The sequence below is a fragment of the Pseudomonas sp. PDM22 genome, from assembly GCF_014851965.1.
Lineage (GTDB): Bacteria > Pseudomonadota > Gammaproteobacteria > Pseudomonadales > Pseudomonadaceae > Pseudomonas.
This window is the reverse complement of the sequence record NZ_JACVAR010000012.1, coordinates 15,404-40,740: the sequence shown is the minus strand read 5'-3', so window position 1 is coordinate 40,740 and position 25,337 is coordinate 15,404. Positions and strand designations below refer to the sequence as shown.

19 protein-coding genes are annotated in these 25,337 nt (G+C 66.3%); 7 read left to right on the top strand and 12 right to left on the bottom strand.

All coding sequences use genetic code 11. From position 1 onward, the window contains the following. Positions 1-2: 2 nt before the first annotated feature. The 9 genes from IB255_RS29570 to IB255_RS29530 all read right to left on the bottom strand — a co-directional run bounded on the left by IB255_RS29570 (position 3) and on the right by IB255_RS29530 (position 13,722). Positions 3-1,478, bottom strand: a complete 1,476-nt coding sequence (locus IB255_RS29570) for an efflux transporter outer membrane subunit (protein WP_081516778.1) — start codon at positions 1,476-1,478, stop codon at positions 3-5. Continuing rightward, positions 1,475-4,591 (bottom strand): multidrug efflux RND transporter permease subunit, encoded by a 3,117-nt coding sequence (locus IB255_RS29565; protein ID WP_081516777.1) that lies wholly within the window; start codon positions 4,589-4,591, stop codon positions 1,475-1,477. The genes IB255_RS29570 and IB255_RS29565 overlap by 4 nt, the downstream gene beginning before the upstream one ends. Continuing rightward, a complete protein-coding gene (locus IB255_RS29560) occupies positions 4,591-7,713 on the bottom strand; it encodes an MdtB/MuxB family multidrug efflux RND transporter permease subunit (protein ID WP_081516776.1) in 3,123 nt (1,040 codons plus the stop codon). Before IB255_RS29560 ends, IB255_RS29565 begins: the two co-directional genes overlap by 1 nt. Continuing rightward, a complete protein-coding gene (locus tag IB255_RS29555) occupies positions 7,710-9,008 on the bottom strand; it encodes an MdtA/MuxA family multidrug efflux RND transporter periplasmic adaptor subunit (protein WP_081516775.1) in 1,299 nt (432 codons plus the stop codon). The genes IB255_RS29560 and IB255_RS29555 overlap by 4 nt, the downstream gene beginning before the upstream one ends. A gap of 216 nt (positions 9,009-9,224) precedes the next feature. Then, the gene (gene tpx / locus IB255_RS29550) at positions 9,225-9,725 is read right to left on the bottom strand and encodes a thiol peroxidase (protein ID WP_081516774.1); all 501 of its coding nucleotides are present in this window, start codon (positions 9,723-9,725) and stop codon (positions 9,225-9,227) included. Positions 9,726-9,870: 145 nt separating this feature from the next. Continuing rightward, on the bottom strand, positions 9,871-10,155 hold the full coding sequence (locus IB255_RS29545; RefSeq protein WP_081516773.1) for a hypothetical protein: 285 nt from the start codon (positions 10,153-10,155) through the stop codon (positions 9,871-9,873). A gap of 144 nt (positions 10,156-10,299) precedes the next feature. After that, the gene (locus tag IB255_RS29540; RefSeq protein ID WP_081516772.1) at positions 10,300-10,689 is read right to left on the bottom strand and encodes a VOC family protein; all 390 of its coding nucleotides are present in this window, start codon (positions 10,687-10,689) and stop codon (positions 10,300-10,302) included. Positions 10,690-10,717: 28 nt separating this feature from the next. Next, positions 10,718-11,218: a VOC family protein gene (locus IB255_RS29535; RefSeq protein WP_081516771.1), complete on the bottom strand. Its 501-nt coding sequence runs from the start codon at positions 11,216-11,218 to the stop codon at positions 10,718-10,720. Positions 11,219-11,520: 302 nt separating this feature from the next. Beyond that, positions 11,521-13,722 (bottom strand): OsmC domain/YcaO domain-containing protein, encoded by a 2,202-nt coding sequence (locus IB255_RS29530; protein WP_081516770.1) that lies wholly within the window; start codon positions 13,720-13,722, stop codon positions 11,521-11,523. 161 nt (positions 13,723-13,883) lie between these two features. Here IB255_RS29530 and IB255_RS29525 point away from each other — a divergent pair, with 161 nt between their 5' ends. Further along, positions 13,884-15,119 (top strand): NAD(P)/FAD-dependent oxidoreductase, encoded by a 1,236-nt coding sequence (locus tag IB255_RS29525; RefSeq protein WP_081516769.1) that lies wholly within the window; start codon positions 13,884-13,886, stop codon positions 15,117-15,119. A gap of 310 nt (positions 15,120-15,429) precedes the next feature. Then, on the top strand, positions 15,430-16,071 hold the full coding sequence (locus IB255_RS29520; RefSeq protein WP_081516768.1) for an HD domain-containing protein: 642 nt from the start codon (positions 15,430-15,432) through the stop codon (positions 16,069-16,071). Here IB255_RS29520 and IB255_RS29515 read toward each other — a convergent pair. Continuing rightward, positions 16,068-16,991, bottom strand: a complete 924-nt coding sequence (locus IB255_RS29515) for a LysR family transcriptional regulator (RefSeq protein WP_081516767.1) — start codon at positions 16,989-16,991, stop codon at positions 16,068-16,070. The two genes, IB255_RS29520 and IB255_RS29515, sit on opposite strands and share 4 nt — an antisense overlap. Before the next feature lie 144 nt (positions 16,992-17,135). On the opposite strand from IB255_RS29515, the gene IB255_RS29510 reads away from it, so the two are divergent. From IB255_RS29510 to IB255_RS29495, 4 genes are all read left to right on the top strand, one after another. Then, positions 17,136-17,894 (top strand): SDR family NAD(P)-dependent oxidoreductase, encoded by a 759-nt coding sequence (locus tag IB255_RS29510; RefSeq protein WP_081516766.1) that lies wholly within the window; start codon positions 17,136-17,138, stop codon positions 17,892-17,894. Between the two features lie 413 nt (positions 17,895-18,307). Then, positions 18,308-19,054 carry a gluconate 2-dehydrogenase subunit 3 family protein gene (locus IB255_RS29505; RefSeq protein WP_081516765.1) on the top strand — a complete coding sequence of 249 codons (747 nt, stop codon included), beginning with the start codon at positions 18,308-18,310 and terminating at the stop codon, positions 19,052-19,054. A 7-nt stretch (positions 19,055-19,061) separates the two neighbouring features. Beyond that, positions 19,062-20,825 carry a GMC family oxidoreductase gene (locus IB255_RS29500; protein ID WP_081516764.1) on the top strand — a complete coding sequence of 588 codons (1,764 nt, stop codon included), beginning with the start codon at positions 19,062-19,064 and terminating at the stop codon, positions 20,823-20,825. Continuing rightward, positions 20,822-22,048 carry a c-type cytochrome gene (locus tag IB255_RS29495; protein ID WP_081516763.1) on the top strand — a complete coding sequence of 409 codons (1,227 nt, stop codon included), beginning with the start codon at positions 20,822-20,824 and terminating at the stop codon, positions 22,046-22,048. The genes IB255_RS29500 and IB255_RS29495 overlap by 4 nt, the downstream gene beginning before the upstream one ends. A gap of 148 nt (positions 22,049-22,196) precedes the next feature. Here the strand turns inward: IB255_RS29495 and IB255_RS29490 are convergent, their stop codons facing one another. Then, positions 22,197-22,517: a DUF2025 family protein gene (locus IB255_RS29490; RefSeq protein WP_081516762.1), complete on the bottom strand. Its 321-nt coding sequence runs from the start codon at positions 22,515-22,517 to the stop codon at positions 22,197-22,199. Positions 22,518-22,815: 298 nt separating this feature from the next. Between IB255_RS29490 and sfnG the strand changes: the two genes are divergently transcribed. Continuing rightward, positions 22,816-23,910 (top strand): dimethylsulfone monooxygenase SfnG, encoded by a 1,095-nt coding sequence (gene sfnG, locus IB255_RS29485; RefSeq protein ID WP_192211238.1) that lies wholly within the window; start codon positions 22,816-22,818, stop codon positions 23,908-23,910. Positions 23,911-24,087: 177 nt separating this feature from the next. On the opposite strand, the gene ubiM is transcribed toward sfnG, so the two are convergent. Further along, entirely contained in the window at positions 24,088-25,260 is a 1,173-nt protein-coding gene (ubiM, locus tag IB255_RS29480; RefSeq protein ID WP_081516760.1) for a 5-demethoxyubiquinol-8 5-hydroxylase UbiM, read from the bottom strand. Between the last annotated feature and the right edge of the window lie 77 nt (positions 25,261-25,337).

The following is a 25,337-nucleotide window of genomic DNA, read 5'->3' as shown; positions in this document are numbered from 1 at the left end:
GCTCAGTCCCGCGTCGCCTGCCCTTCCTCGGCGATCTTCGCCGCATCCCAACCGCCGCCCAGCGCGGCGATCAGCTGCACGCTGGCCGTCAGCCGGCTGCCCGTCAGGGTCAACAACGTGCGCTCGTTGGACAGCGCGCTGGTCTGGGTGGTGACCACGTTGCTGTAGTCGATGGTGCCGGCCTTGTACTGGTTGGTGGTCAGGCGCAGCGCCTCGCGGGCGGAATCCAGCGCTTCCTGCTGCACGCCGCTTTCCTCTTCCAGCACCTTGAGCTGGACCATGTAGTCCTCGACCTCGCGGAAGCTGTCCAGCACGGTCTGCCGGTAGCTGGCCACGGTCTGGTCGTAGCTCGCCTCGGCCTGCTCGACCTGGGAGGCGATCAGCCCGCCGTCGAACAGGGTCATGGCGAACTGCGGGCCGATGGACCAGTAGCGGTTGGGCGTCTCGATCCAGTTCTGGAAGCTGCCGCTGCGGTAGCCACCGGCGGCGGTGAGGGTCAGGTCGGGAAACCAGGCGGCCTTGGCCACGCCGATCTTGGCGTTGGCGGAAATCACCTGGCGCTCGGCGGAAGCCACGTCCGGGCGGCGCTGGAGTATCTCCGACGGCAGCAACGCCGGCACTGCCGGCAGGTTCGGCACGCCGTCCACGGCAGCCAGGGAGAACTGCGCCGGCGGCACGCCGACCAGCACGGCGATGGCATGTTCCAGTTGCGCGCGCTGGTACTTCAGGTCGATGGCCTGGGCCTCGGTGCTTTTCAGCTGGGTGCGCGCCTGGGCGACATCGGCCTTGGTGACGATGCCGGCGTTGTACTGATTCTCGGTGAGCTTGAGCGAGCGCTGATAGGCCGTGACCGTGTCGTTGAGCAGCTTGATCTGCTGGTCCATGACGCGCAGTTGCAGGTAGTTCTGGGTCAGCTGCGATTGCAGCGAAAGCCGCGAGTTGGCCAGGTCGGCCGCGCTGGCGTCCATGCTCGCGTTGTCGGCTTCCAGCTGGCGGCGCAGCTTGCCCCACAGGTCCAGCTCCCAGCTCACACCGAGACTCGCCGAGTAGCTGTTGCTGATCGAGCTGCTGCCGCCGCCACTGCTGACGGTGGAACCGTCCGGCAGGCGCACGCTGCCGCCGCTGCCGGTGCCTTGCCCGGAGCGGGTCTTGCCGACGTCGGCGCTGATCGTGGGGAAGAAGGAAGAGCGCGCCCCCTTGGCCAGCGCCTGGGCCTGGCGATAGGACGCGAGCGACTGTGCCAGGGTCTGGTTGGCAGCCACCAGGCGGGTCTGCAGATCGTTCAGCGTGGCGTCGCCGTAAAGCTCCCACCAGGCACCGTGGTTGAAGCCGTCCTGCGGCTTCGCCAGTTGCCAGCCCTCGCCCTCCTTGAAGCTGGCGGGCACCGTCAGCTCGGGGCGCTGGTAGTCCGGGCCGATGGCGCAACCGGCCAGGGCCACGGCCAACGCCAAGGGAAGAAGTGAACGGGAACGGATCATACGGGTGTCTCCAGGGCGCCGTCGGTGCGCACGCCGCGCTTCTTGTTGACCCAATGGCGCAGGCGGTCGAGGTAGAGGTAGACGACGGGGGTGGTGTACAGGGTCAGCAACTGGCTGCCGATCAGGCCGCCGACGATGGTCATGCCCAGCGGGCGACGCAGCGCGGCGTCGCCGCCGATGCCGAAGATCAATGGCAGTGCGCCGAGGATGGCGGCCAGGGTGGTCATCATGATCGGCCGGAAGCGCTTCATCGCCGCCTCCAGGATCGCATCCCGAGGGGACAGGCCCTGGGTACGTTCGGCGTCCAGGGCGAAGTCGATCATCATGATGGCGTTCTTCTTCACGATGCCGATCAGCAGGATCACCCCGATCAGCGCAATCAGCGACAGCTCGGTGCGGAACAGCATCAGCGTGAGCAGCGCGCCGACGCCCGCCGAAGGCAGCGTCGAGAGGATGGTCAGCGGGTGCACATAGCTCTCGTAGAGGATGCCCAGCACGATGTAGACCGACACCAGCGCCAGCAGGATCAGCCAGGGCATGTCGTTCTGCGTGTCCTGCACCGCGCCGGCGTTGCCTTCGAAGGTGGCCTGGATTTCCATCGGCAGGTGGATGGGCTCCACCGCCGCCAGGATCGCGTCGCGGGCCGGGCCGATCTGCGCGCCCTGGGCGAGGTTGAAGGAGAAGGTGGTGGCGGCGAACTGGCCCTGGTGGTTGACCTCCAGCGGCGCGCGACTCGGCTCGATATGCGTGAAGGCCGACAGCGGAATGCGCTGCCCTTCGCTGTTGATCACGTAGACCTGGCGCAGCTCCTCAGGCGTTTCCTGGTACGGCTGGGCGACTTCCATCACCACGTGGTACTGGTTCAGCGGGTTGAAGATGGTCGAGACCTGGCGCTGGCCGTAGGAGTTGTTCAGCACCGCGTCCACCTCGGCGACGTTCACCCCCAGGCTCGCCGCGCGGTCGCGGTCGATCACCAGGCGGCTCTGCACGCCCTTGTCCTGGGCGTCGCTGTTCACGTCGACGATCTGCGGCACCTTGTTCATCGCCGCCTCGACCTTGGGCGCCCATTCGCGCAGTAGGTTGAGGTCATCGCTGCGCAAGGTGAAGTCGTACTGCGCGTTGCCCTGGCGGCCGCCGATGCGCACGTCCTGGCCGGCGACCAGGAACAGGTTGGCGCCAGGCACCTCCGCCAGCTTCTTGCGCAGGCGGTTGACGATGGTCTCGGCTGAGTCGCGCTCGGTGATGTCCTTCAGGGTGACGAAGAACGAGCCGGTGTTGCTCGACTGCCACTTGCCGCCGCCGACAAAGCCCACCACGTTCTCCACGCCGGGGTCCTCGGAGAGGATCTTGCGGAACTGCGCCATCTTCTTGTCCAGCGCCTGGAACGAGATGCTCTGGTCGGCCACCGCGAAACCGCGCAGGCGCCCGGAATCCTGCTGCGGCAGGAAGCCCTTGGGAACCACCACGAACAGGTACAGGTTCAGCGCGATACAGCCGAGCATGATCATCACCATCAGCCGCGAGTGCTCCAGCGCCCAGCTCAGACTGGCGCGGTAGCGCTGCATGAAGGCGACGAAATAGCGGTTGCTCTGGCGCTCCACCGAGGCCTTTTTCGGCCCGCGCTCGACCGGCTTGAGCAGGCGCGCGCAGAGCATCGGCGTCAGCGTCAGGGAGACCACCAGCGATACCAGGATGGCCGCCGCCAGGGTCACCGAGAACTCACGGAACAGCCGCCCGGTGATGCCGCCCATGAGCAGCAGCGGGATGAACACCGCCACCAGCGACAGGGTCATCGACAGCACGGTGAAACTCACTTCCCGCGCGCCGCGGATCGCCGCCTGGATCGGCGGGTCGCCTTCCTCGATGCGCCGGGCGATGTTCTCCACCACCACGATGGCGTCGTCCACCACGAAGCCGGTGGCGATGATCAGCGCCATCAGCGACAGGTTGTTCAGCGAGAAGCCGCACAGGTACATGACCGCGAAAGTGCCCACCAGCGACACCGGCACCGCGAGGCTGGGGATCAGCGTGGCGCGGCCGTTGCGCAGGAACAGGTAGACCACCAGGATCACCAGCACCACGGAGATGATCAGGGTCAGCTCAGCCTCCTCCAGCGAGGAGCGGATCGACGGGCTGCGGTCGTCCATCACCGACAGCTTCACCTGCGGGCCGAGCACGTCCTGGATGATCGGCAGCTGCTCGTGGATGGCGTCGGTGGCTTCGATGATGTTGGCGCCGGGCTGGCGGGTGATGATCAGCAGCACCGCCGGCAGGTCGTCGGAGAAGCCGGCGTTGCGCACGTCTTCCACCGAATCGGTGACCTTGGCCACGTCGCGCAGGCGCACCGCCGCACCGGTGTCGGCGTTGTAGTGGACGATCAGCGGGGCGTACTCGCTGGCCTTGCGCAGCTGGTCGTTGGAGTCCACCTGCCAGTGCCGCTCGCCGAACTCCAGCGAGCCCTTGGGCCCGTCGGCGTTGGTGTTGTTGATGGCGTTGCGCACCGTGTCCAGGGAAATGCCGTAGTGGCTGAGCTGGTCCGGATTCACGTCGACGCGCACCGCCGGCAGCGAGGAGCCGCCGATGCTCACCTGCCCCACGCCCTTCACCTGCGCCAGCTTGGGCGAGACGATGGTCGAGGCCAGGTCGTACATCTGCCCGCGGGTGTAGGTGTCCGAGGTCAGCGTGAGGATCATGATCGGCATGTCCGACGGGTTCGCCTTGCGGTACGTCGGGTTGTTCGGCATGCCCGAGGGCAGCAGGCTCATGGCCGCGTTGATCGCCGACTGCACCTCGCGCGCGGCGCCGTCGATGTCCTTGGACAGGTCGAACTGGATGATGATGGTGGTGTTGCCCAGGGAGCTGCTGGAGGTCATGTCGGTGACCCCGGCGATGCGCCCCAGCGAGCGCTCCAGCGGTGTTGCCACCGTGGAGGCCATGGTTTCCGGGCTGGCGCCGGGCAAGGAGGCCTGCACCAGGATGGTCGGGAAATCGACGTTGGGCAGCGGCGCCACCGGCAGCAGGCTGAACGACAGCGCACCGGCCAGCATCAGCGCCAGGGTCAGCAGGCAGGTGGCGACCGGGCGCAGGATGAACAGGCGAGACAGGCCGCCCATCAGCCACGCTCCGCCGGGTCGATGCTGTTCACGTCCAGGCCGTGGCGCTGCCGCCAGTTGGCCCAGCGCGTGGCCAGACGGTCGAAGTACAGGTAGATCACCGGCGTGGTGAACAGCGTCAGCAACTGGCTGACCAGCAGGCCGCCGACCATGGTGACGCCCAGCGGCTGGCGCAGCTCGGCGCCGGCGCCGCCGGCGAGCATCAGCGGCAGCGCGCCGAGCAACGCGGCCATGGTGGTCATCAGGATCGGCCGGAAGCGCAGCAGGCACGCCTGGTAGATCGCCTCATGGGGCGGTTTGCCCTCGTTGCGTTCGGCATCCAGGGCGAAGTCGATCATCATGATCGCGTTCTTCTTCACGATGCCGATCAGCAGGATGATGCCGATGATCGCCACTATGCCGATGTCCTGCCCCGAGAGCATCAGCGCCAGCAGCGCGCCCACGCCCGCCGAGGGCAGCGTGGAGAGGATGGTCACCGGGTGGATGAAGCTCTCGTAGAGGATGCCCAGCACGATGTACATGGTGACGATGGACGCCAACACCAGCAGCAGGGTGTTGGACAGCGAAGCTTCGAAGGCCTGCGCCGCACCACGGAAGCTGCCCTGCAGGCTGACGGGCATTTCCATCTGCGCCTCGACATCGCGGATCGCCTGCACCGCCTCGCCGAGGGCAACGCCCTTGGCCAGGTTGAAGGAGATGGTCGCGGCCGGGAACTGGGCGATGTGGTTGACCGCCAGCAGGGTGTGGCGCTCCTCCACCTTCGCCAGGCTCGACAGGCGCACCTGGGTGCCGTCGCTGGACGGCACGTAGAGGTTCTCCAGCGACTGCGGGCCGATCTGGAATTCCGGCGCCACTTCCAGCACCACGCGGTACTGCGTGGCCTGGGTGAAGATGGTGGAGATCAGTCGCTGGCCGAAGGCGTTGTACAGCACGCTGTCGATGCTCGACAGGCTCACGCCCAGGCGCGAGGCGGTGTCGCGGTCGATGTTGATGTAGGCCTGCAGGCCCTTGTCCTGCCAGTCGGTGGCGACGTCAGCCAGCTCCGGCAGTTGCTGCAGGCGGTCCACCAGGCGCGGCACCCAGTCGGCGAGGACATCCGGGTCGGCGTCCTGCAGGGTGAACTGGTACTGGGTGCGGGCGATGCGGTCTTCGATGGTGAGGTCCTGCACCGGCTGCATGTACAGCTTGATGCCGGCGATCTGGTCCAGCTCCGGCTGCAGGCGGTGGATCACCTCGCTGGCGGTCACGTCGCGCTCGGCGTGGGGTTTGAGGTTGATCAGCAGGCGCCCGGTGTTGAGCGTGGCGTTGGTGCCGTCGACGCCGATGAACGAGGACAGGCTGTCCACCGCCGGGTCCTTCAGCACGATCTTCGCCAGGTCCTGCTGGCGGCTGGCCATGGACTGGAAGGAGATCGACTGCGGCGCCTCGGCGATGCCCTGGATCACCCCGGTGTCCTGCACCGGGAAGAAGCCTTTGGGCATGAAAATGTACAGCAGCGCGGTGAGCACCACGGTGGCGATGGCCACCAGCAGGGTCAGCGGCTGATGGCGCAGCACCACGCGCAGGGCGGCGGCATAGCGCTCGATCATGTTATCGATGAAGCGCCCGGCGGCGCGGGCGAAACGACCTTCCTTCTCCGGCTCGACGTGGCGCAGCAGCTTGGCGCTGAGCATCGGCGTCAGGGTCAGGGAAACGAAGCCGGAGATCAGGATCGCCACCGCCAGGGTGATGGCGAATTCGCGGAACAACCGCCCGGCCACATCGCCCATGAACAGCAGCGGGATCAGCACGGCGATCAGCGAGAAGGTCAGCGAGATGATGGTGAAGCCGATCTGTTTCGAGCCCTTGAGCGCCGCTTCCAGCGGCTCGTCGCCCTGCTCCAGGTAACGCGCGATGTTCTCCACCATGACGATGGCGTCGTCCACCACGAAGCCGGTGGCGATGGTCAGCGCCATCAGCGTCAGGTTGTTGATCGAGAAGCCGGCAAGGTACATCACGCCGAAGGTGCCGATCAGCGACAGCGGCACGGCGAAGCTGGGGATCAGCGTCGCGGAGATATTGCGCAGGAACAGGAAGGTGACCATCACCACCAGGCAGACGGCGAGGAACAGCTCGAACTGCACGTCCGCCACCGAGGCGCGGATGGTCGTGGTGCGGTCGGTGAGCACCGTCACTTCCAGGCTGCCGGGCAGGGTCGCCTGCAACTGCGGAAGCATCTTCTTGATGCTGTCCACCACCTCGATGACGTTGGCGCCCGGCTGGCGCTGGATGTTCAGCACCACCGCCGGCGAAGTGTTGGCCCAGGCGGCCAGACGCACGTTCTCGGCGTCGTCTTCCACGCTGGCCACGTCGCGCACGCGCAGCGGCGAACCGTTCTTGTAGGCGATGATCAGGTCGCGGTAGGCGTCGGCGGACTTGAGCTGGTCGTTGGCGTCCAGGGTCGAGGAGCGGGTCGGGCCGTCGAAGCTGCCCTTGGGGCCGTTGAGGTTGTTGTTGGTGACGGTGGTCTGCAGGTCTTCCAGGCTCAGGCCGGCGGCCGCGAGGGCGCCGGGGTTGGCGCGAATGCGCACGGCCGGGCGCTGGCCGCCGCTGATGCTGACCAGCCCGACGCCGGAAATCTGCGAAATCTTCTGCGCAAGGCGCGTGTCCACCAGGTCCTGGATCTGCGGCAGCGGCATGTCCGGGGACATCACTGCCAGGGTCAGGATCGGCGCGTCCGCCGGGTTCACCTTGCTGTACACCGGCTGGTTCGGCAGGTCCTTGGGCAGCAGGCTCTGCGCCGTGTTGATCGCCGCCTGGACTTCCTGCTCGGCCACATCGAGGTTGATCTGCAGGCTGAACTGCAGGGTGATCACCGAGGCGCCGCCGGAGCTGGTGGAGGACATCTCGTTCAGGCCGGGAATCTGCCCCAGCTGGTTCTCCAGCGGTGCGGTCACCGAGGAGGTCATGATGTCCGGACTGGCGCCGGGGTACAGGGTCACCACCTGGATGGTCGGGTAGTCCACTTCCGGCAGCGCCGAGATCGGCAGGAAGCGGTAGGCGATGATCCCCGACAGCAGGATCGCCACCATCAGGAGCGTGGTGGCGACCGGCCGCAGGATGAACAGGCGCGACGGGTTCATTCGCTCTTACCGCTGTCCTGGACCGGAGTGTCCGAACCGAACGGCTTGGCGGTGGACTTGTCGCCCTCTTCAGTGGCGGCCGCGCGGGCCTTCTCGTCGGAGGTGGCGATGTTCATGCGGGTGCCGTCACGCAGGCGGTCGGTTCCTTCGACGACCACGCGGTCGCCTTCTTTCAGGCCCTCGGTGACGACCACTCGCTCGCTCTCGCTGGTGCCCAGGGTGACCAGCTGGCGCTTGGCCTTGCTCTCCTCGCCGACCAGGTACACGTAAGTGCCATCGTTGCCGCGCTGCACGGCGTTGGCCGGGATGGTCAGCACGCCCGGCAGGGTTTCGGCGAGCAGGCGCACGTTGACGAACTGGTTGGGGAACAGCTTGTGGTCGGCGTTCTCGAAGCCGGCCTTGAGCTTGACGGTGCCGGTGGTGGTATCGATCTGGTTGTCCAGGGTCTTCAGCACCCCGGTGGCCAGAGTCTGGTTCTGGTTGCGGTCCAGCGCCTCGACCGGCACCGGCTTGTTGCCATACAGCTCGCGGGCGATGGTGCCCAGTTGCTGCTGCGGCAGGCTGAACACCACGGAGATCGGCTTGACCTGGGTGATGACCACCAGCGGCGTGGTGTCGCCGGAGGTGACCAGGTTGCCCACGTCCACCTGGCGCAGGCCGACGCGGCCGGAGATGGGCGCGCGCACCTGGGTGAATTCGAGGTTGAGCTTGGCGTCGGCGACCTGGCCCTGGTTGGTCTTCAGGGTGCCTTCGAACTGGCGCACCTGGGCTTCCTGGGTGTCCAGGGTCTGCTTGGCAATGGAGTCCTCGGCGTACAGGCCCTTGTAGCGGGCCAGGTCGATCTGCGCGTTCTTCAGTTGCGCCTGGTTCTGCAGCAGGGTGCCCTGGGCCTGGTCCAGCGCGGCCTGGAACGGACGCGGGTCGATCACCGCGAGGACGTCGCCGGCCTTCACTTCCTGGCCTTCCTGGAACGGCACCTTGACCAGCTGACCGCTGACCCGCGCGCGAACATTGACGGTGTTGTAGGCCGTCACCGTGCCTAGCGCATGGTAGTGCACCGGCAGGTCGCCCTTGAGCACCGGCGCGACGCTGACGGTCACCGCCGTGCCGCCCTGCCCCGCGGCCATCTGCCCCGGCCCCGGTCGCCCGCCGCGCCCGCCCTGGGCTGCCGGCGTTCCCGAAGACGTCGAGTGCAGCCACATGATCAGCCCGACCACGGCGGCGAACAGCAGCGCGGTGATGAGCCAGGGGCGCAGGGTGCGAAGTTTCGAGGGCGATCCGTTGCTTGCAGTCATGGGACTCTGTCTTTTGAAAAGGGGGTTTGGCGCAAGGAAGTGAGAATACCGAGGCTGAACGATAAGCACAGCATGGCCGCAGGCAAAGTCTCTTTACCCGCTATTTACCTTTGATTTACCGGGAGTTACGAATTACCGGGGCATTGCGACCCGGAAATGGCGCGGGAGGTTCCGCGCCATTGGGGCCAGTCCTGATGGACCGGCCCGATCCTTCCATCAGGCCAGGGCGGCGATGGCGGCGGCGTAGTTCGGCTCGTCGGCGATCTCGCCTACCAGCTCGCTGTGCAGCACCTTGTTCTGCTCGTCCAGCACCACGACAGCGCGGGCAGCCAGGCCGGCCAGCGGGCCGTCGGCGATGGCTACGCCGTAGTTGGCGAGGAACTCGCGGCCACGCAGGGTGGACAGGTTCACCACGTTCTCCAGGCCTTCGGCACCGCAGAAGCGCGCCTGGGCGAACGGCAGGTCGGCGGAAACGCACAGTACGACAGTGTTGGCCAGCTTGCTGGCTTCAGCGTTGAACTTGCGCACGGAGGTGGCGCAGGTCGGGGTGTCGACGCTGGGGAAGATGTTCAGCACCTTGCGCTTGCCGGCGTAGGTTTCCAGGGTGACGTCGGACAGGTTGCCGGCGACCAGCGACAGGGCCGGAGCCTGCTCGCCTTTCTGCGGCAGCTTGCCGTCGACGGAAACCGGGTTGCCCTTGAGGGTAACTTGAGCCATTGCATGGGTCCTTCTGTGAGGGATGGCGGCGCTGGCGGGTTGCCAGCGCCGCAGGAGGATTCGGGGCCGGGGCAGATGCTAGCACGACTTTCCCGAGCTTAACGCTCGGGCATGCATCCGCTCTCTCCTCCTGCCCACGCCCGGCTCAGACGAACGGCTGGTCCTGGAACCCGCGCGGCAGGCGCTGGCTGCCCGGCATGGCGACCAGGCGTTTCTCCCAGAAGCTGCGCCAGTCGTTGTGCACGGCTTCGGCACGGGCCTTGCGCTGGGCGCGGCGGGCGGCGTTGCGCGCATCGCGGCGGGCTTCCTTGTAGACCTCGGTGTTGCGGCAGCTGCGGCATTTCACCCGGTTCAGCTCGGTGGTGGATTCCAGGTGCTTGCCCGCATGCCCGCAGGCCAGGTGCCCCTTGACCTTGTAGTGAGTGACCATCGCAGATTCTCCCTGTCCGGCGAGCGCACCCTCGCCGCTTGGCGGTGCCGCAGTCGGGCAATCGGTGCGTACCCGGTGACTGCGACGCTCAGGGAGTTGGACGAGCCGCCGCGCTGGCAGGTTCGAAATTTCTGTCGCGCCGGCTCACTCCTGCAGATGGCAGACGCAACACAGCTTGTTGCCGTCCAGGTCACGTACGTAGGCACCGTAGTAGGTCGGCGAGTAGTTCAGGCGCACCCCCGGCGGCCCTTCGTCGACCCCGCCCTGTTGCATGGCGCGGGCATGGAAGCTGTCGACCTGGTGCCGCGTGCGCGCCTCGAAGGCCACCAGGCTGCCATTGCCGATGCTGGCTGGCCGGCCGTCGATGGGCTGGTAGACGCAGAACACCACGTCGCTGTCCGGGTGGGCGAAGATCGCCCGCTCGGGCGCATGGCGATGCGCCTTGAGGACGATCCCCAGCGCACCGAGCACCTTGGAATAGAAGTCGATGGCACGCGGCAGGTCGTTGGTGCCGACGGTGATATGGCTGAACATGCCGCGCGCCCTCCTCTGCCTGTGGGAATCAGTTGCCGGCGTGAGCGCGCTCGATGGCGGCCATGTCCAGCTTCTTCATGCCCATCACCGCCTGCAGCGTTCGGCTGGCCTTCGCCGGGTTCGGGTCGGCCACCATGTCGCCGACGTGGCGCGGGCAGATCTGCCAGGACACCCCATAGCGATCCTTCAGCCAACCGCAGACCTGCGCCTCCTCCGGGCCACCGGCGCCGAGCTTGTCCCAGAAGTGGTCGATCTCCTTCTGGCTGTCGCACATCACCTGCAGCGACAACGCCTCGGTGAAGTTGAAGGTCGGCCCGCCGTTCAGCGCGATGAAGGTCTGCCCGTCGAGGACGAACTCCACCGTCAGCACCGAGCCGGGCACGCCGCCGTGGCGGTCCTTCTCGGCCTCGGGGTAGTAGGCGGTCTGGACAATCCGCGAGTTGGGGAAGATGGCGACATAGAACTCGGCCGCTTCCTCGGCCTTGCCGTCGAACCACAGGCAGGGGGTGACGCGTTGCAGGCTGGACATGGTGAATCTCCTGATTCTCGCGCGGTCGGCTTGACCGGCATGCAGCTTGGTCGCCTGGGCGACGGCGGAATCGACAAGTCTAGGCGGACTTTCACGCTTCACCGGACGACCGGTCGAGCGGCATGCAGGACTGCCAACCCAATGGCCAGACATGAAAAAGGGCACCCGAAGGTGCCCTTTCCGTGCAGTTCCGTAGGGCGCATAACCCGGAACGGGTTATCCGCCGTTTGCTCCGCGGCGGATAACGCTGCGCGTTATTCGCCCTACTGACTCGCTGACTACGCGAAATCGACTTTGTCGGATCAGCGGCCCGCCACCGCCCTGGCCCGTGCCTGGTGCAGTTTCTTGTAGCTGTCGATCAGGCGCAGGTGCTTGTCCAGCCCCTCCAGCCTGGTGCTGGTCGGCGTCAGGCCGTAGAAGCGCACGCTGCCGTCCAGCGAGCCGAGCACCGCGTCCATGCGCTCGTTGCCGAACATGCGGCGGAAGTTGGCCTCGAAGTCGGCCATCTCCAGCTCCTCGTCCAGGTGCACTTCCAGGGCGGCGCTGAGCGCCTGGTAGAACAGCCCGCGCTCGACGGTGTTGTCGTTGTACTGGAGGTACATTTCCACCAGCTCCTTGGCCGTCTCGAAGCGCTTCGCCACGAGATTGATCAGCAACTTGAGCTCGAGGATGGTCAGTTGGCCCCAGACCGTGTTGTCGTCGAACTCGATGCCGATCAGCGTGGTGATGTCGGTGTACTCGTCCACCTCGCAGGCTTCCAGGCGCTTGAGCAGCGACTTGAGGCGGACGATGTTCAGGCTGTGCAGGTTGAGGATGTCCGCGCGGAACGCCAGCGCCTTGTTGGTGTTGTCCCAGATGAGGTCTTCCACCGGGTAGATTTCCGAGTAGCCCGGCACCAGGATGCGGCAGGCGGTGGCGCCCAGGTGCTCGTACACGGCCATGTAGACCTCCTTGCCCTGCTCCTCGAGGATGCCGAACAGGGTCTGCGCTTCCTGCACGTTGGAATCGTCACCGTGGCCAGAGAAGTCCCACTCGACGAACTCGTAATCGGCCTTGGAGCTGAAGAAGCGCCACGACACCACGCCGCTGGAGTCGATGAAGTGCTCGACGAAGTTGTTCGGCTCGGTCAGCGCCTGGCTTTCGAAGGTCGGCCGCGGCAGGTCGTTGAGGCCTTCGAAGCTGCGGCCCTGGAGCAGCTCGGTGAGGCTGCGCTCCAGTGCTACCTCGAAGCTGGGGTGCGCGCCGAAGGAGGCGAACACGCCGCCGGTGCGCGGGTTCATCAGGGTCACGCACATCACCGGGAACTCGCCGCCCAGGGAGGCATCCTTGACCAGCACCGGGAAGCCCTGCTCCTCCAGGCCCTTGATGCCGGCGACAATGCCCGGGTACTTGGCCAGCACCTCCTGCGGCACGTCCGGCAGCGCCAGTTCGCCCTCGAGGATTTCGCGCTTCACCGCGCGCTCGAAGATTTCCGACAGGCACTGCACCTGGGCTTCGGCCAGCGTGTTGCCGGCGCTCATGCCGTTGGACAGGTAGAGGTTCTCGATCAGGTTGGACGGGAAGTACACCGTCTCGCCATCGGACTGACGCACGAACGGCAGCGAGCAGATGCCGCGCTCGGTGTTGCCCGAGTTGGTGTCGTAGAGGTGCGAGCCACGCAGTTCGCCGTCCGGGTTGAAGACTTCCAGGCAGTGCTCGTCGAGGATTTCTTCCGGCAGCTCGTCTTTTGCGCCCGGCTTGAACCAGCGCTCGTCGGGGTAATGCACGAACGGCGCGTTGGCGATCTCCTCGCCCCAGTACTGGTCGTTGTAGAAGAAGTTGCAGTTCAGCCGCTCGATGAACTCGCCCAGCGCCGAGGCCAGCGCGCTTTCCTTGGTGGCGCCCTTGCCGTTGGTGAAGCACATCGGCGACTGCGCGTCGCGGATGTGCAGCGACCAGACGTTGGGCACGATGTTGCGCCAGGATGCGATCTCGATCTTCATGCCCAGGCCGGCGAGGATTTCCGACATGTTGGCGATGGTCTGTTCCAGCGGCAGGTCCTTGCCCTGGATATAGGTGCTGGCACCGGCGGCGGTGCTCGGCATCAGCAGCGCCTGGGCGTCGGCGTCGAGGTTCTCGACTTGCTCGATGACGAAGTCCGGGCCGGTCTGCACCACCTTCTTCACCGTGCAGCGGTCGATGGAGCGCAGGATGCCCTGGCGATCCTTCTCGGAGATGTCCGCCGGCAGTTCCACCTGGATCTTGAAGATCTGCTTGTAGCGGTTTTCCGGGTCGACGATGTTGTTCTGCGACAGGCGGATATTGTCCGTGGGAATGTCGCGGGTCTGGCAGTAGAGCTTGACGAAGTAAGCCGCGCACAGCGCCGAGGAAGCCAGGAAGTAATCGAACGGCCCCGGTGCCGAACCGTCGCCCTTGTAGCGGATGGGCTGGTCGGCAATCACCGTGAAGTCGTCGAACTTGGCTTCGAGTCGGAGGTTGTCGAGAAAATTGACCTTGATTTCCATGCGGGCATTACCACGAAAAAGTAGAAAGCGAACTGCCGCGCATTATCCGGACAAAAGCGCCGCGGGGATATCCCGACGTGCCCGGCGCCGGTCGGGAAGCGTGCTTGCACAATCGACACGTGGTCGGCTACAGGCAGCCCGCACGGCGCCCTTGGGGTAAGATGCGCGGCTTTTGCGTCGCCCAGGCGCTCGTCCACGAGGAATCCACCGTGCTCAGATCCCAGGTCATCATCATCGGCGCCGGCGCCGCGGGACTGATGTGCGCCATGAGCGCCGCCGCGCGCGGTCGTCAGGTCCTGCTGATCGACCACGCCAACAAGGCCGGCAAGAAGATCCTCATGTCCGGTGGCGGGCGCTGCAACTTCACCAACATGTACTGCGAGCCGGTCAACTTCCTTTCGCAGAACCCGCACTTCTGCAAGTCCGCGCTGGCGCGTTTCACCCAGTGGGACTTCATCGCCCTGGTGGCCAAGCACGGCGTGCCCTACCACGAGAAGAAGCTCGGCCAGCTGTTCTGCGATAACAAGTCCAGCGACATCCTCGGCCTGCTGCTGGACGAGTGCGAGCAGGCCGGCGTCGACCTGCGCCTGGACACCTCGGTGAGCGAGATCGCCCGTCTCGACGAAGGCGGCTACCAACTGCAGACCAGCCTCGGCCTGGTGCGCTGCGAATCCCTGGTGATCGCCACCGGCGGCCTGTCGATCCCGACCTTGGGCGCCACCGGCTTCGGCTACCAGGTCGCCCGCCAGTTCGGCCACAGCGTGCTGCCGACCCGCGCCGGCCTGGTGCCCTTCACCATTACCGATCCGCAGCTCAAGGCCCTGTGTACCGAGCTGTCCGGCACCTCGGTGGAGGACTGCCGGGTCAGCTGCAACGGCCAGAGCTTCGTCGAGAACATCCTGTTCACCCACCGCGGCCTCAGCGGCCCGGCGATCCTGCAGATTTCCTCCTACTGGCAGCCGGGCGACACCATCAGCATCGACCTGCTGCCGCGCATCGACCTGCCCGTCTGGCTCGTCGAGCAGCAGCGCGAGCGCCCCAACAGCGAGCTGAAGACGCTGCTGGGCGAGCTGTTCACCAAGAAGATGGCCGGCCTGCTGGCCGAGCAGTGGTTCGTCTCCAGACCGATGAAGCAGTACACGCCGGCCGAGCTGAAGGCGATCGCCGAGCGCCTGGGCGATTGGCAGCTGGTGCCGGCCGGCACCGAGGGCTACCGCACGGCGGAAGTGACCCTGGGTGGCGTCGACACCCGCGAGGTGTCGTCCAAGACCCTGGAGTCGCTGAAATCCCCCGGCCTGTACTTCGTCGGCGAAGTGCTGGACGTCACCGGCCACCTGGGCGGCTTCAACTTCCAGTGGGCCTGGGCCTCAGGCTATGCGGCGGCGCAGTTCGTCTAAGGCAGACGCCCCACGCCGAGGCTTTCGAACGGTAGGACCGTAGGGCGCAAAACCCGGAACGGATTATCCGCCGATTGCCTGGCGGAGGATAACGCTGGCGCGTTATGCGCCCTACGATCTTCGCCCCGCATCGGCGCTCCTGCAGGTGAGCTCGATTTCAGAGGTTTACAGGCTGCTGGCAGCAAAGGATGCACGGCTGTCCGGATTCGCTCCCTCGCCCTCGTTGTCCCTCGGGGGCCGCGGATTTCCAATGGCATGGAGCGCGACGCAGCCCGCTTCGCGCCTTGGAAACCCAGCCCAGGAGCCCGCCATGAGCCTCGACCTGAACGGCGTCAAAGTCCCCGACAGCGCCCTTGCCAAGGCCATCACCGAGATGGTCCGCGACAACGCCACCCCGCTGCTCTTCCACCATTCCTCGCGCGTCTACTACTGGGGCGCGCTGACCGGCGCGCGCAAGGAACTGAAGTTCGACGCCGAGCTGCTCTACGCCGGCGCGATGTTCCACGACATGGGCCTGATGCCGCGTTACTGCAGCCAGTGCGAACGCTTCGAAGTGGACGGTGCCGACTGCGCCGCCCAGTTCCTGCGCAGCCACGGCATCGCCGAAAGCGACATCGACACGGTGTGGACCGCCATCGCCCTGCACACCACGCCCGGTATCCCGCAGCACATGAAGCCGGAGATCGCCCTGGTCACCGCCGGGGTGGAAATGGACGTGCTGGGCATCGCCTACCCGCAGTTCAGCGACGCCCAGCGTGACGCCGTGGTCGCCGCCCATCCACGCGGCGGGCAGTTCAAGCAGGACATCCTGCAAGCCTTCTACGACGGCATCAAAGCCAAGCCGGAAACCACCTTCGGCAACGTCAAGGCCGACGTGCTGGCGATGAAGGATGCGGACTTCGTGCGCGGCAACTTCTGCGAAGTGATCCTGAATTCCGACTGGGCCAGCTAGGTCTTCACAGTCACGGGAGTACCCAGCACCCCGGGTTCGCCCAGCAACTGTGCCAGCCATTGCATGAACACCCGCACCCGCTGCGGCAGGCGGCGATGGGCGTAGAGCAGGGAGATTTCCATGGGCGGCAACGGGATGTGCTCCAGCACCGCCACCAGCCGCCCCGCTTCCAGGTCGTCCAGCACGCCATGGATCGGCACCTGGATGATCCCCAGCCCACCCATGGCCGCGCTTTCGTAGGCCTCGGCGTTGTTCACCGACAGCGCCCCGCCCATCGGCACGAAGCGCACCTCGCCATGGTGCAGGTACTCGAAGCCCGGCGGCCGCGCACCCAGCACCGTCACATAGTGGATCAGCTGGTGCCCGGCGAGGTCGTCCAGTGTCTGCGGCACGCCGTGTTCGGCGAGATAGGACGGGCTCGCGCAGGTCACCTGCGGAAACTGCCCGAGGCTGCGCGCCACCACCGATGGATCGCTCACCGAACCGACCCGCACCACGCAGTCGAAACCCTCGCGCACCAGGTCGACGCGGCGGTCGGTGCAGCTCACCTCCAGTTCCAGCGCCGGGTGCCGCGCGAGGAATTCGCCCAGGCGCGGCATCACCAGCTTGCGCGCCATCACCGTCGGCATGTCCACCCGCAGGCGGCCGCCGAGGGCTTCGTCGTCCTGTCGGAACAGGCCCTGCAATTCGTCCAGCTGGGCCAGCATGTCCTTGCTGCGCTCATAGAGCACCAGGCCGTCCTGGGTTGCGGTAACGCGTCTTGTCGTGCGTTGCAGCAGGCGCGTGCCGAGCAGTTCCTCCAGCGCCTGGATGTGTTCGGACACGGTGGAGCGCGGCAGGCCGAGCTGCTCGCCGGCCTGGGTGAAGCTGGCCAGCTCGGTGACGCGGACGAAGGTGCGGAGCAGGTCGGGGCGGATCATGGGTGGCTCTCTGTGGAATGCACGGCTTATTGTTCGGCAATGTCGACCAGTATTTCCGATTCATGCCTGTTTATCACCAGCCAATCGAACAATAAGCTTTCCCTCAATCCCACCTGCTCTCCAAACCAGCACAGGAGCTTCGCCATGACCCGCAAGATCGCTCTCATCACCGGCGCCAGCCGTGGCCTTGGCCGCAACGCCGCCCTGCACCTCGCCGCTGCCGGCGTCGACATCATCGGCACCTACCGCAGCCAGGCTGACGAAGCCCACGCCGTCGCCGCCGAGATCGAGCAGCACGGCGGCCGCGCCGTGATGCTGCAACTGGATGTCGCGGACAGCACCCGCTTCGCGGCCTTCGCGCAGCAGATCCGCACCACCCTGGGCGACACCTTCGGCCGGCAGGACTTCGACTTCCTGGTGAACAACGCCGGCATCGGCCTCTACGCCAGCTTCGCCGAGACCAGCGAAGAGATGTTCGACCAACTGATGAACATCCAGCTCAAGGGCCCGTTCTTCCTGACCCAGAAGCTGCTGCCACTGATCGCCGAAGGCGGCCGCATCCTCAACGTCTCCAGTGGCCTGACGCGTTTCTCGCTGCCCGGCTACGCCGCCTACGCAACCATGAAAGGCGCCATGGAAACCCTCACCAAGTACCAGGCGAAGGAGCTGGGCGCACGCGGCATCGCCGTGAACATCCTCGCCCCGGGCGCCATCGAGACCGATTTCGGCGGCGGCCAGGTGCGCGACAACGCCGAGCTGAACAAGCAGATCGCCAGCAACACCGCCCTGGGCCGCGTCGGCCTGCCGGACGATATCGGCGCGGTGATCGCCACCCTGCTCTCCGACGGCGGCCGCTGGATCAACGGCCAGCGCGTGGAGGCTTCGGGCGGGATGTTCCTCTGAACCCCCGCAGCTGCGTGACCTTGGCGTAGGAGCGGACTGCGTCCGCGATCGGTCCGCATCGCACCGGGTCATCGCGGACAAAGTCCGCTCCTGCACACCCTGTTAGTCCGCGGCGCGTCTGGCCCGCGGATTTTCTCAAAATCCGCAACAAGCCTTTACCGCGAAAAAACCTGCAACATTTTGTTACGGCCTCTAGTCTAAAAACGCGCGTGGAAAAGACGAAGCGCCAATCCGGCACAGGCCAGGGACCATTTCCGGCCAGCCGATCGGCACAGTGCCCCCTTGCGGGCCGACTTCGCACCCCCGCTCCGCTCGACTGCCGCGGCACAGAGCGCACCACCGTGAACTGACCTGGCAGGACCCTTCCATTCCCCCTCGACAACGAGCGGACGGGTATTGCCTCAGGAGCCGAAATGACCGAACACCCCAAGGGCTTCACCCGGCGCCAGCTGTTGAAGTCGTCCGCCGCCTCGCTGGCCGTCGGCGCTGCCGCCAGCGCCCAGGCCGCCACCGTGATCGGCACGCCGAAATGGCTGCCCTTCGACCACAACGGCCCGCTGCACTACGACAGCCCCGGCTGGCAGTTCTTCACCGCCGAGGAAGCCACCGAGGTGGAAGCGATAGTCGAACAGCTGATTCCCGCCGACGAGCTGAGCGTCAGCGGCAAGGACGCCGGCTGCGCGGTGTTCATCGACCGCCAGCTGGTCAGCGACTACGGCGACTTCGGTCGCCTGTACATGCAAGGCCCTTTCACGCCGGGCACTCCGGCCCAGGCCGATCAGTCGCCGCTGGTGCCGCGTGAGCGCTATCACATCGGCCTCGCCGCGCTGGGCAAGTACTGCCAGAGCAAGTTCCAGAAGAACTTCAGCGCCCTGCCCGGCGAGCAGCGCGACCAGGTCCTGACTGACCTGGAAAAAGGCGCCATCACCCTCGAAGGCATCGACGCCAGACTGTTCTTCCAGCAGGTGCTGGACAACACCATGGAAGGTTTCTTCGCCGACCCGATCTATGGCGGCAACCGCGACATGGTGTCGTGGAAGATGCTCGGCTTCCCTGGCGCACGCTACGACTACCGCGACTACATCGCCCTGCACAACCAGAAGCTCGACCTCGTGCCGCTCTCCATCATCGGCAGCTCCGCCTGGACGAAAAAGGGATAACCACCGCATGGCCAAGAAACTACCTTCCACCGATGTGGTGGTCGTCGGACTCGGCTGGGCCGGTTCCATCATCGCCCACGAGCTGGCTGACGCCGGCCTCAATGTGATCGGCTTCGAACGCGGGCCGTGGCGCGACACCGCCGCCGACTTCAACCTCGCTTCGGCGGCTGACGAGTTGCGCTACAACCGTCGCCAGGAACTGATGCTGCGCACCCGGCAGAACACCTGCACGATGCGCAACAAGGAAACGGAAACCGCCCTGCCGATGCGCTCCTGGGGCTCGTTCCACCCCGGCAACGGCACCGGCGGCGCCGGCAACCACTGGGCCGGTATCACCTTCCGCTTCCAGCCCGAGGAATTCCGCCTGGCCAGTCATCTGAAGGAGCGCTACGGCAAGGAAGTGCCCGAAGAGCTGACCCTGCAGGACTGGGGCACCACCTGGGAGGAAATGGAACCGCACTACGACGCCTTCGAGCGGCTGGCCGGGGTTTCCGGCAAGGCCGGCAACCTCAAGGGCAGCATCGTCGAGGGCGGCAACCCCTTCGAGGGTGCGCGCTCGCGCGAGTACCCCAACCCGCCCACCGCGCAGACCTACGCCCCGACCCTGTTCGCCGAGGCCGCGCGCAACCTGGGCTACAAGCCGTTCCCGGTGCCCTCGGCGCTGGCCTCCCAGGGCTACACCAACCAGCTCGGCGTGACCATGGGGCCGTGCACCTTCTGCGGCTTCTGCACCAACTACGGCTGCGCCAACTACTCCAAGGCCAGCGCCATCGTCAACGTGATGCCGGCGCTGATCCGCAAACCCAATTTCACCGCGCGGACCAATTCCGAAGTGCTCAAGGTCACCCTCGACAGCACCGGCCAGCGCGCCACCGGTATCGTCTACGTCGACTCCAGCGGCGAGGAATGGGAGCAGCCGGCGGATATCGTGGTGGTCGCCGCGTTCATCTTCGAGAACGTGCGCCTGATGCTGCTCTCCGGCATCGGTGAGCCGTACAACCCGATCGCCAACACTGGCACCACCGGGCGCAACTTCGCCTACCAGACGGCCAACAGCGTGAAGCTGTTCTTCAAGGACAAGAACTTCAATCCCTTCATCGGTGGCGGCGCCATCGGCATGGGCATCGACGAGTTCAACAACGACAACTTCGATCACTCCGGGCTCGGCTTCGTCGGCGGCGGCAGCACCCGCGTGACACCCATCGGTGCCGCGCCCATCGACTCGCGCCCGACGCCGCCGGGCACCCCGACCTGGGGCGCGAAGTGGAAGAAGGCCACGGTGGAAAGCTACCTGAGCAACATGTCCATCGGCTGCGAAGCCAGCAGCTACACCACCCGCGGCAACTACCTGTCGCTGGACCCGAACTACAACGACCCCCACGGCCGGCCGCTGCTGCGCATCACCTTCGACTTCCCGGAGAACGACCTGCGCATGGCGCAGTACTGCACCGACAAGGTGGCCGAGATCGCCCGCAGCATGAACCCGCAGCAGATCGTCCCGGCGCCGCGCAAGGGCCCCTGGTCCAACACCTCCTACCAGTCCTCGCACATCGTCGGCGGCTTCATCATGGGCGCCGACCCGAAGAACAGCTCGGTGAACAAGCACCTGCAGGTGTGGGGAGTACCGAATCTGTTCGTGGTCGGCTCTTCGGCCTTCCCGCAGAACCCCGGCTACAACCCGACCGGCACCGTCGGCGCCCTGGCCTTCAAGGCTGCCGATGCGATCCGCCGGCTCTACCTGAAACGCCCCGGGGAGATGATCAGCGCATGAAGACTCTTCTCTCCCTCGGCACCCTCGCCCTGCTCGGGCTCAACCTGCAATCGGCCGTTGCCGGCACGGCTGCTGACTCCTACAACCTGGTGGAAAAAGGCCGATACCTCGCCGTGCTGGGCGACTGCACCGCCTGCCACACGGTACCCGGCCAGGCGCCCTTCGCCGGTGGCGTGGCGATCGAAACGCCGTTCGGCAAGCTGGTGGGCGCCAATATCACACCCGATACGGAAACCGGCCTCGGCCGCTGGAGCTTCGACGACTTCCAGGCGGTGATGTCCACCGGCCATGGGCGCAACGGCAAGCGGCTGTACGGCGCGATGCCCTTCACCGCGTACACCAAGGTGCGACGCGAGGACAACCTGGCGCTCTGGGCCTACCTGCAGACCCTGGAGCCGGTGCGCAACCCGGTGGAAAGCAACCAGCTGCCCTTCCCCTTCAGCGTGCGCACCAGCCTCATCGGCTGGAACTGGCTGAACTTCACCCAGGGCGAATTCGTGCCCTCGCCGGACAAATCGCCGCAATGGAACCGTGGCGCCTACCTGGTTGAAGGCCTGGGCCACTGCGGTACCTGCCACACGCCGAAGAACCTGATCGGCGGCGACGACAACGACCGCTTCCTCGCCGGCGCCAACCTGCAGGGCTGGGTCGCCCCGGACATCACCGCCAACCCGCACAGCGGCATCGGCCAGTGGAGCACCGAGGACCTCGTGCAGTACCTGAAGACCGGCGCCAACCGCTTCGACATCGCCTCCGGCCCCATGGCCGAAGCGGTGGAGAACTCGACCCAGCACTGGAACGACGAAGACCTGCTGGCCGTCGCGGTGTACCTCAAGGATGGTGCGGCCGACAAATCGGCACCGACGCCGGTGGCGGCCAGCGACGCGGCGATGGTCGCGGGCAAGGCGATCTACGCCGACCGCTGCTCTGCCTGCCACGTGAGCAACGGTACCGGGGTGAAGAACCTGTTCCCGACCCTCGCCGCCGCACCGCTGGTCAACAACGACGACCCGACCTCGCTGATCCGCGTGGTACTGGCCGGCAGCCGGGCCGGTGGCACCGAGGCTGCGCCCACCTCGCCAGCCATGCCTTCGTTCGCCTGGAACCTCGACGACGAGAAGGTCGCCAACGTGCTGACCTACGTGCGCAATACCTGGGGCAACGCAGCGGCGCCGGTCACCGCCGGCCAGGTGGCGGACCTGCGCAAGGAGCTGGCCCAGTAGGGTCCGGCAAGACACCGGAGCGGACGCCGTCCGCTCCGGCTGGTCCCGAATCCCGGTTTCTGCAGGAGCGGGCCCGCGAACCCCTCCCCGGCTTCGCGCTGCCCGGCGCTCCCCGCCCCTGCGAACGCCCGGCGCGCGGGCGTGGTGATCACTTCAGGCAACGCTCGGCGGCGATCTCCGGCAGGTCGGTGCGGCGCAGGTAGGTCAGCAGCGCCTCGTTGAGGTTCAGGCGGTCGTGGATGTTCTGCTCGGCAAGAATCTGCAGGCACTCGCGGCTCAGGGTCATCACCACGCCGTTTTTCGGTGCCCAGACGAACTCGCAGGCCGGACGGATACTGTCCTCGGCCACGTCCATGCCGAAGGAGTCTTCGCTGAAGCGCACGATGTACTTGCCGGTCTTGAGGTTGAAGCCGACGAAGCCGGACAGCCCGTCGGCGGCGTTGCAGATATCGCTGGAAGTGATGGCCATGCTGCCCCCTGGATTTGTTCTGTTGTGGATTCGCACGCAGGAGGTCCCCGCTTCTGTGAGCGGGTGAACTTCGAATTCTGACAGCCTTGCCGGCGTCTGCTCAGGGGCCGGTTGTCGCACCCGGCACTGTTGCCTGACCAACACTTGCCCAGCAGCTGTGCGCCGTACGGAACACCCGCCGCTGTCCTGGCCAAACGCCAAGCTGCTGATCCGCTGGGAATTTCCCCGCGTGGCACGGCTTTCGCTCTGCACAGCCTGCGGCACCTTCGCCGCTGTGCAGCCCCGAGGAGCCCGAGCCATGAGCCAACAACCGATCCGCTTCGCCTACTGGGTCCCCAACGTCAGTGGCGGCCTGGTGGTCAGCAAGATCGAGCAGCGCACCCACTGGGACATCGACTATAACCGCCAGCTCGCGCGCATCGCCGAGGACGCGGGTTTCGACTACGCGCTGACGCAGATCCGCTTCACCGCCGGCTACGGCGCCGAGTACCAGCACGAGTCGGTAGCCTTCAGCCATGCCCTGCTGGGCGCCACGGAAAAGCTCAAGGTGATCGCCGCCATCCTCCCCGGCCCATGGACGCCCGCGCTGGCGGCCAAGCAACTGGCGACCATCGACCAGCTCACTGGCGGGCGCATCGCAGTGAACATCGTCAGCGGCTGGTTCAAGGGAGAGTTCCAGGCCATCGGCGAACCCTGGCTGGAGCATGACGAGCGCTACCGCCGCGCGGAGGAATTCATCCGCGCCCTGAAGGGCATCTGGACCCAGGACAACTTCAGCTTCCACGGTGACTTCTACCGCTTCCACGACTACAACCTGAAACCGCGTCCACTGCAGCGCCCGCATCCGGAGATCTTCCAGGGCGGCAGCTCGCGGGCCGCGCGCGACATGGCTTCACGGGTCTCCGACTGGTACTTCACCAACGGCAACAGCGTGGAAGGGATCAAGGCACAGGTGGACGACATCCGCGAAAAGGCCGCGGCCAACGGTCACGCGGTGAAGATCGGGGTGAACGCCTTCGTCATCGCCCGCGATACCGAGGAGGAAGCCCGCGCAGTGCTCGCCGAGATCATCGACAAGGCCGACCCGGAAGCGGTAAACGCCTTCGGCCACGCTGCCAAGCAAGCCGGCGCCGCCTCGCCGGAGGGCGAAGGCAACTGGGCGAAATCCAGCTTCGAGGACCTGGTGCAGTACAACGACGGCTTCAAGACCAACCTGATCGGCACGCCGCAGCAGATCGCCGAACGCATCGTCGCGCTCAAGGCGGTGGGCGTGGACCTGGTGTTGACGGGCTTCCTGCACTTCCAGGAAGAAGTGCGCTACTTCGGCGAGAAGGTGCTGCCGCTGGTGCGCGAGCTGGAGCAGAAGAAGGCACGGCAGACCGAGGCTGCCTGATGCGTCAGGAGCCGTACCATTCGCGAGCAAGCTCGCTCCTACAGTCACCGAGCCACTCGGTATGCTTTTCGTAGGAGCGAGCTTGCTCGCGAACGCTTTTACGCTCCAGAGCAAGCCCCGTAGGGTGCATAACGCCTACGGCGTTATCCGCCATTGTGGCGGATACCAAGCCAGCTATCAGGCCCCCTGGGTCAGATGCTTGGCAATCGCCGTGCGCAGCGGCGGCAGGTTCTGCGCCAGGCGCAGGCCGGCATTGCGCAGCAGACGCACCGGCGGGCGCGGGTCGGTGTACATGCCGACGATCAGCCGGGTGGCCTGGTACAGCGGCCAGGTCGCCAGGCGGTGGGCCATGGCGTAACGACGCAGCGGCCAGGTGCCGCCGATATCGCCGCCTCGGCGATGGGTCGCGAGGATTTCATTGGCCAGCCGACGCTGGCTCTGCAGGCCGAAGTTGAAGCCGTGGGCAGTGACCGGGTGCATGCCGACCGCGGCATCGCCGATCAGTGCGCTGCGCGGGCCGACGAAGCGGTCCGAGTACACACCCACCAGCGGGTAGCTGTGGCGCGGGCCGAGCAGCTGCATGCCACCCAGGCGGCGGTCGAAGCGGCGCTCCATCTCCTGGGCGAAGGCCTTCTCGTCCAGCTCCAGCAGCGGCGCCATCTCGCGCTGCGGCAAGGTCAGCACCACCGAGGAGCGGTCGCCGTTGATCGGCAGCAGCGCCAGGGTCTGGCCGTAGCCGAACCATTCCCAGGCGACATTGTGGTGCGGTTTCTCGTGGGCCATGCGGCAGACCATCATGGTCTTGCCGAAGTCCTCCATGTGCGCGCCGATGCCGAGCATGCGGCGGGTCTCGGAGAAGCGGCTGTCGGCCGCCACCAGCAGGCGCGCATGGACACGGCTGTCATCGTCCAGCGTCAGCGACACGCCATCCTGCTGCACCTGCAACGTGCGCAAGGCACGGCCGCAGACCAGCGAGACGTCCGCACATTCGTGCACCGCATCGAAGGTGGCGCGGCGGATCATCTGGTTGGACACGAAGTAACCCAGCTGCTCGGCGCCGGCGTGCTCGGCCTCGATGCGCAGGGTGAACAGCGAGGGGCCATTGAGCACCTGGGCATCGCGCAGCGGCGAGACTTCCTGCGGATCGATCCGCGACCACATGCCCAGCCGCTGCAGTTCGGCGCGGGAGGCGTGGGTCAGAGCGATCTCCCGGCCGTCCTCGGCGGGCTCGGACACGGCGGCCAGCGGCTGGCGGTCGATCAGCAGGATCGACAGCCCGTTGCCCGACAGCGAGCGGGCCAGGCAAAGCCCGGCGGGGCCGGCGCCGACGATGGCGATGTCCACGTGCATGGGAGACTCCTTTCGCGATGGATGGGCGGTCCCGGAGTCTAGACTGGCCACTGGTCCGTTTCGTTGCCGTGGATCAG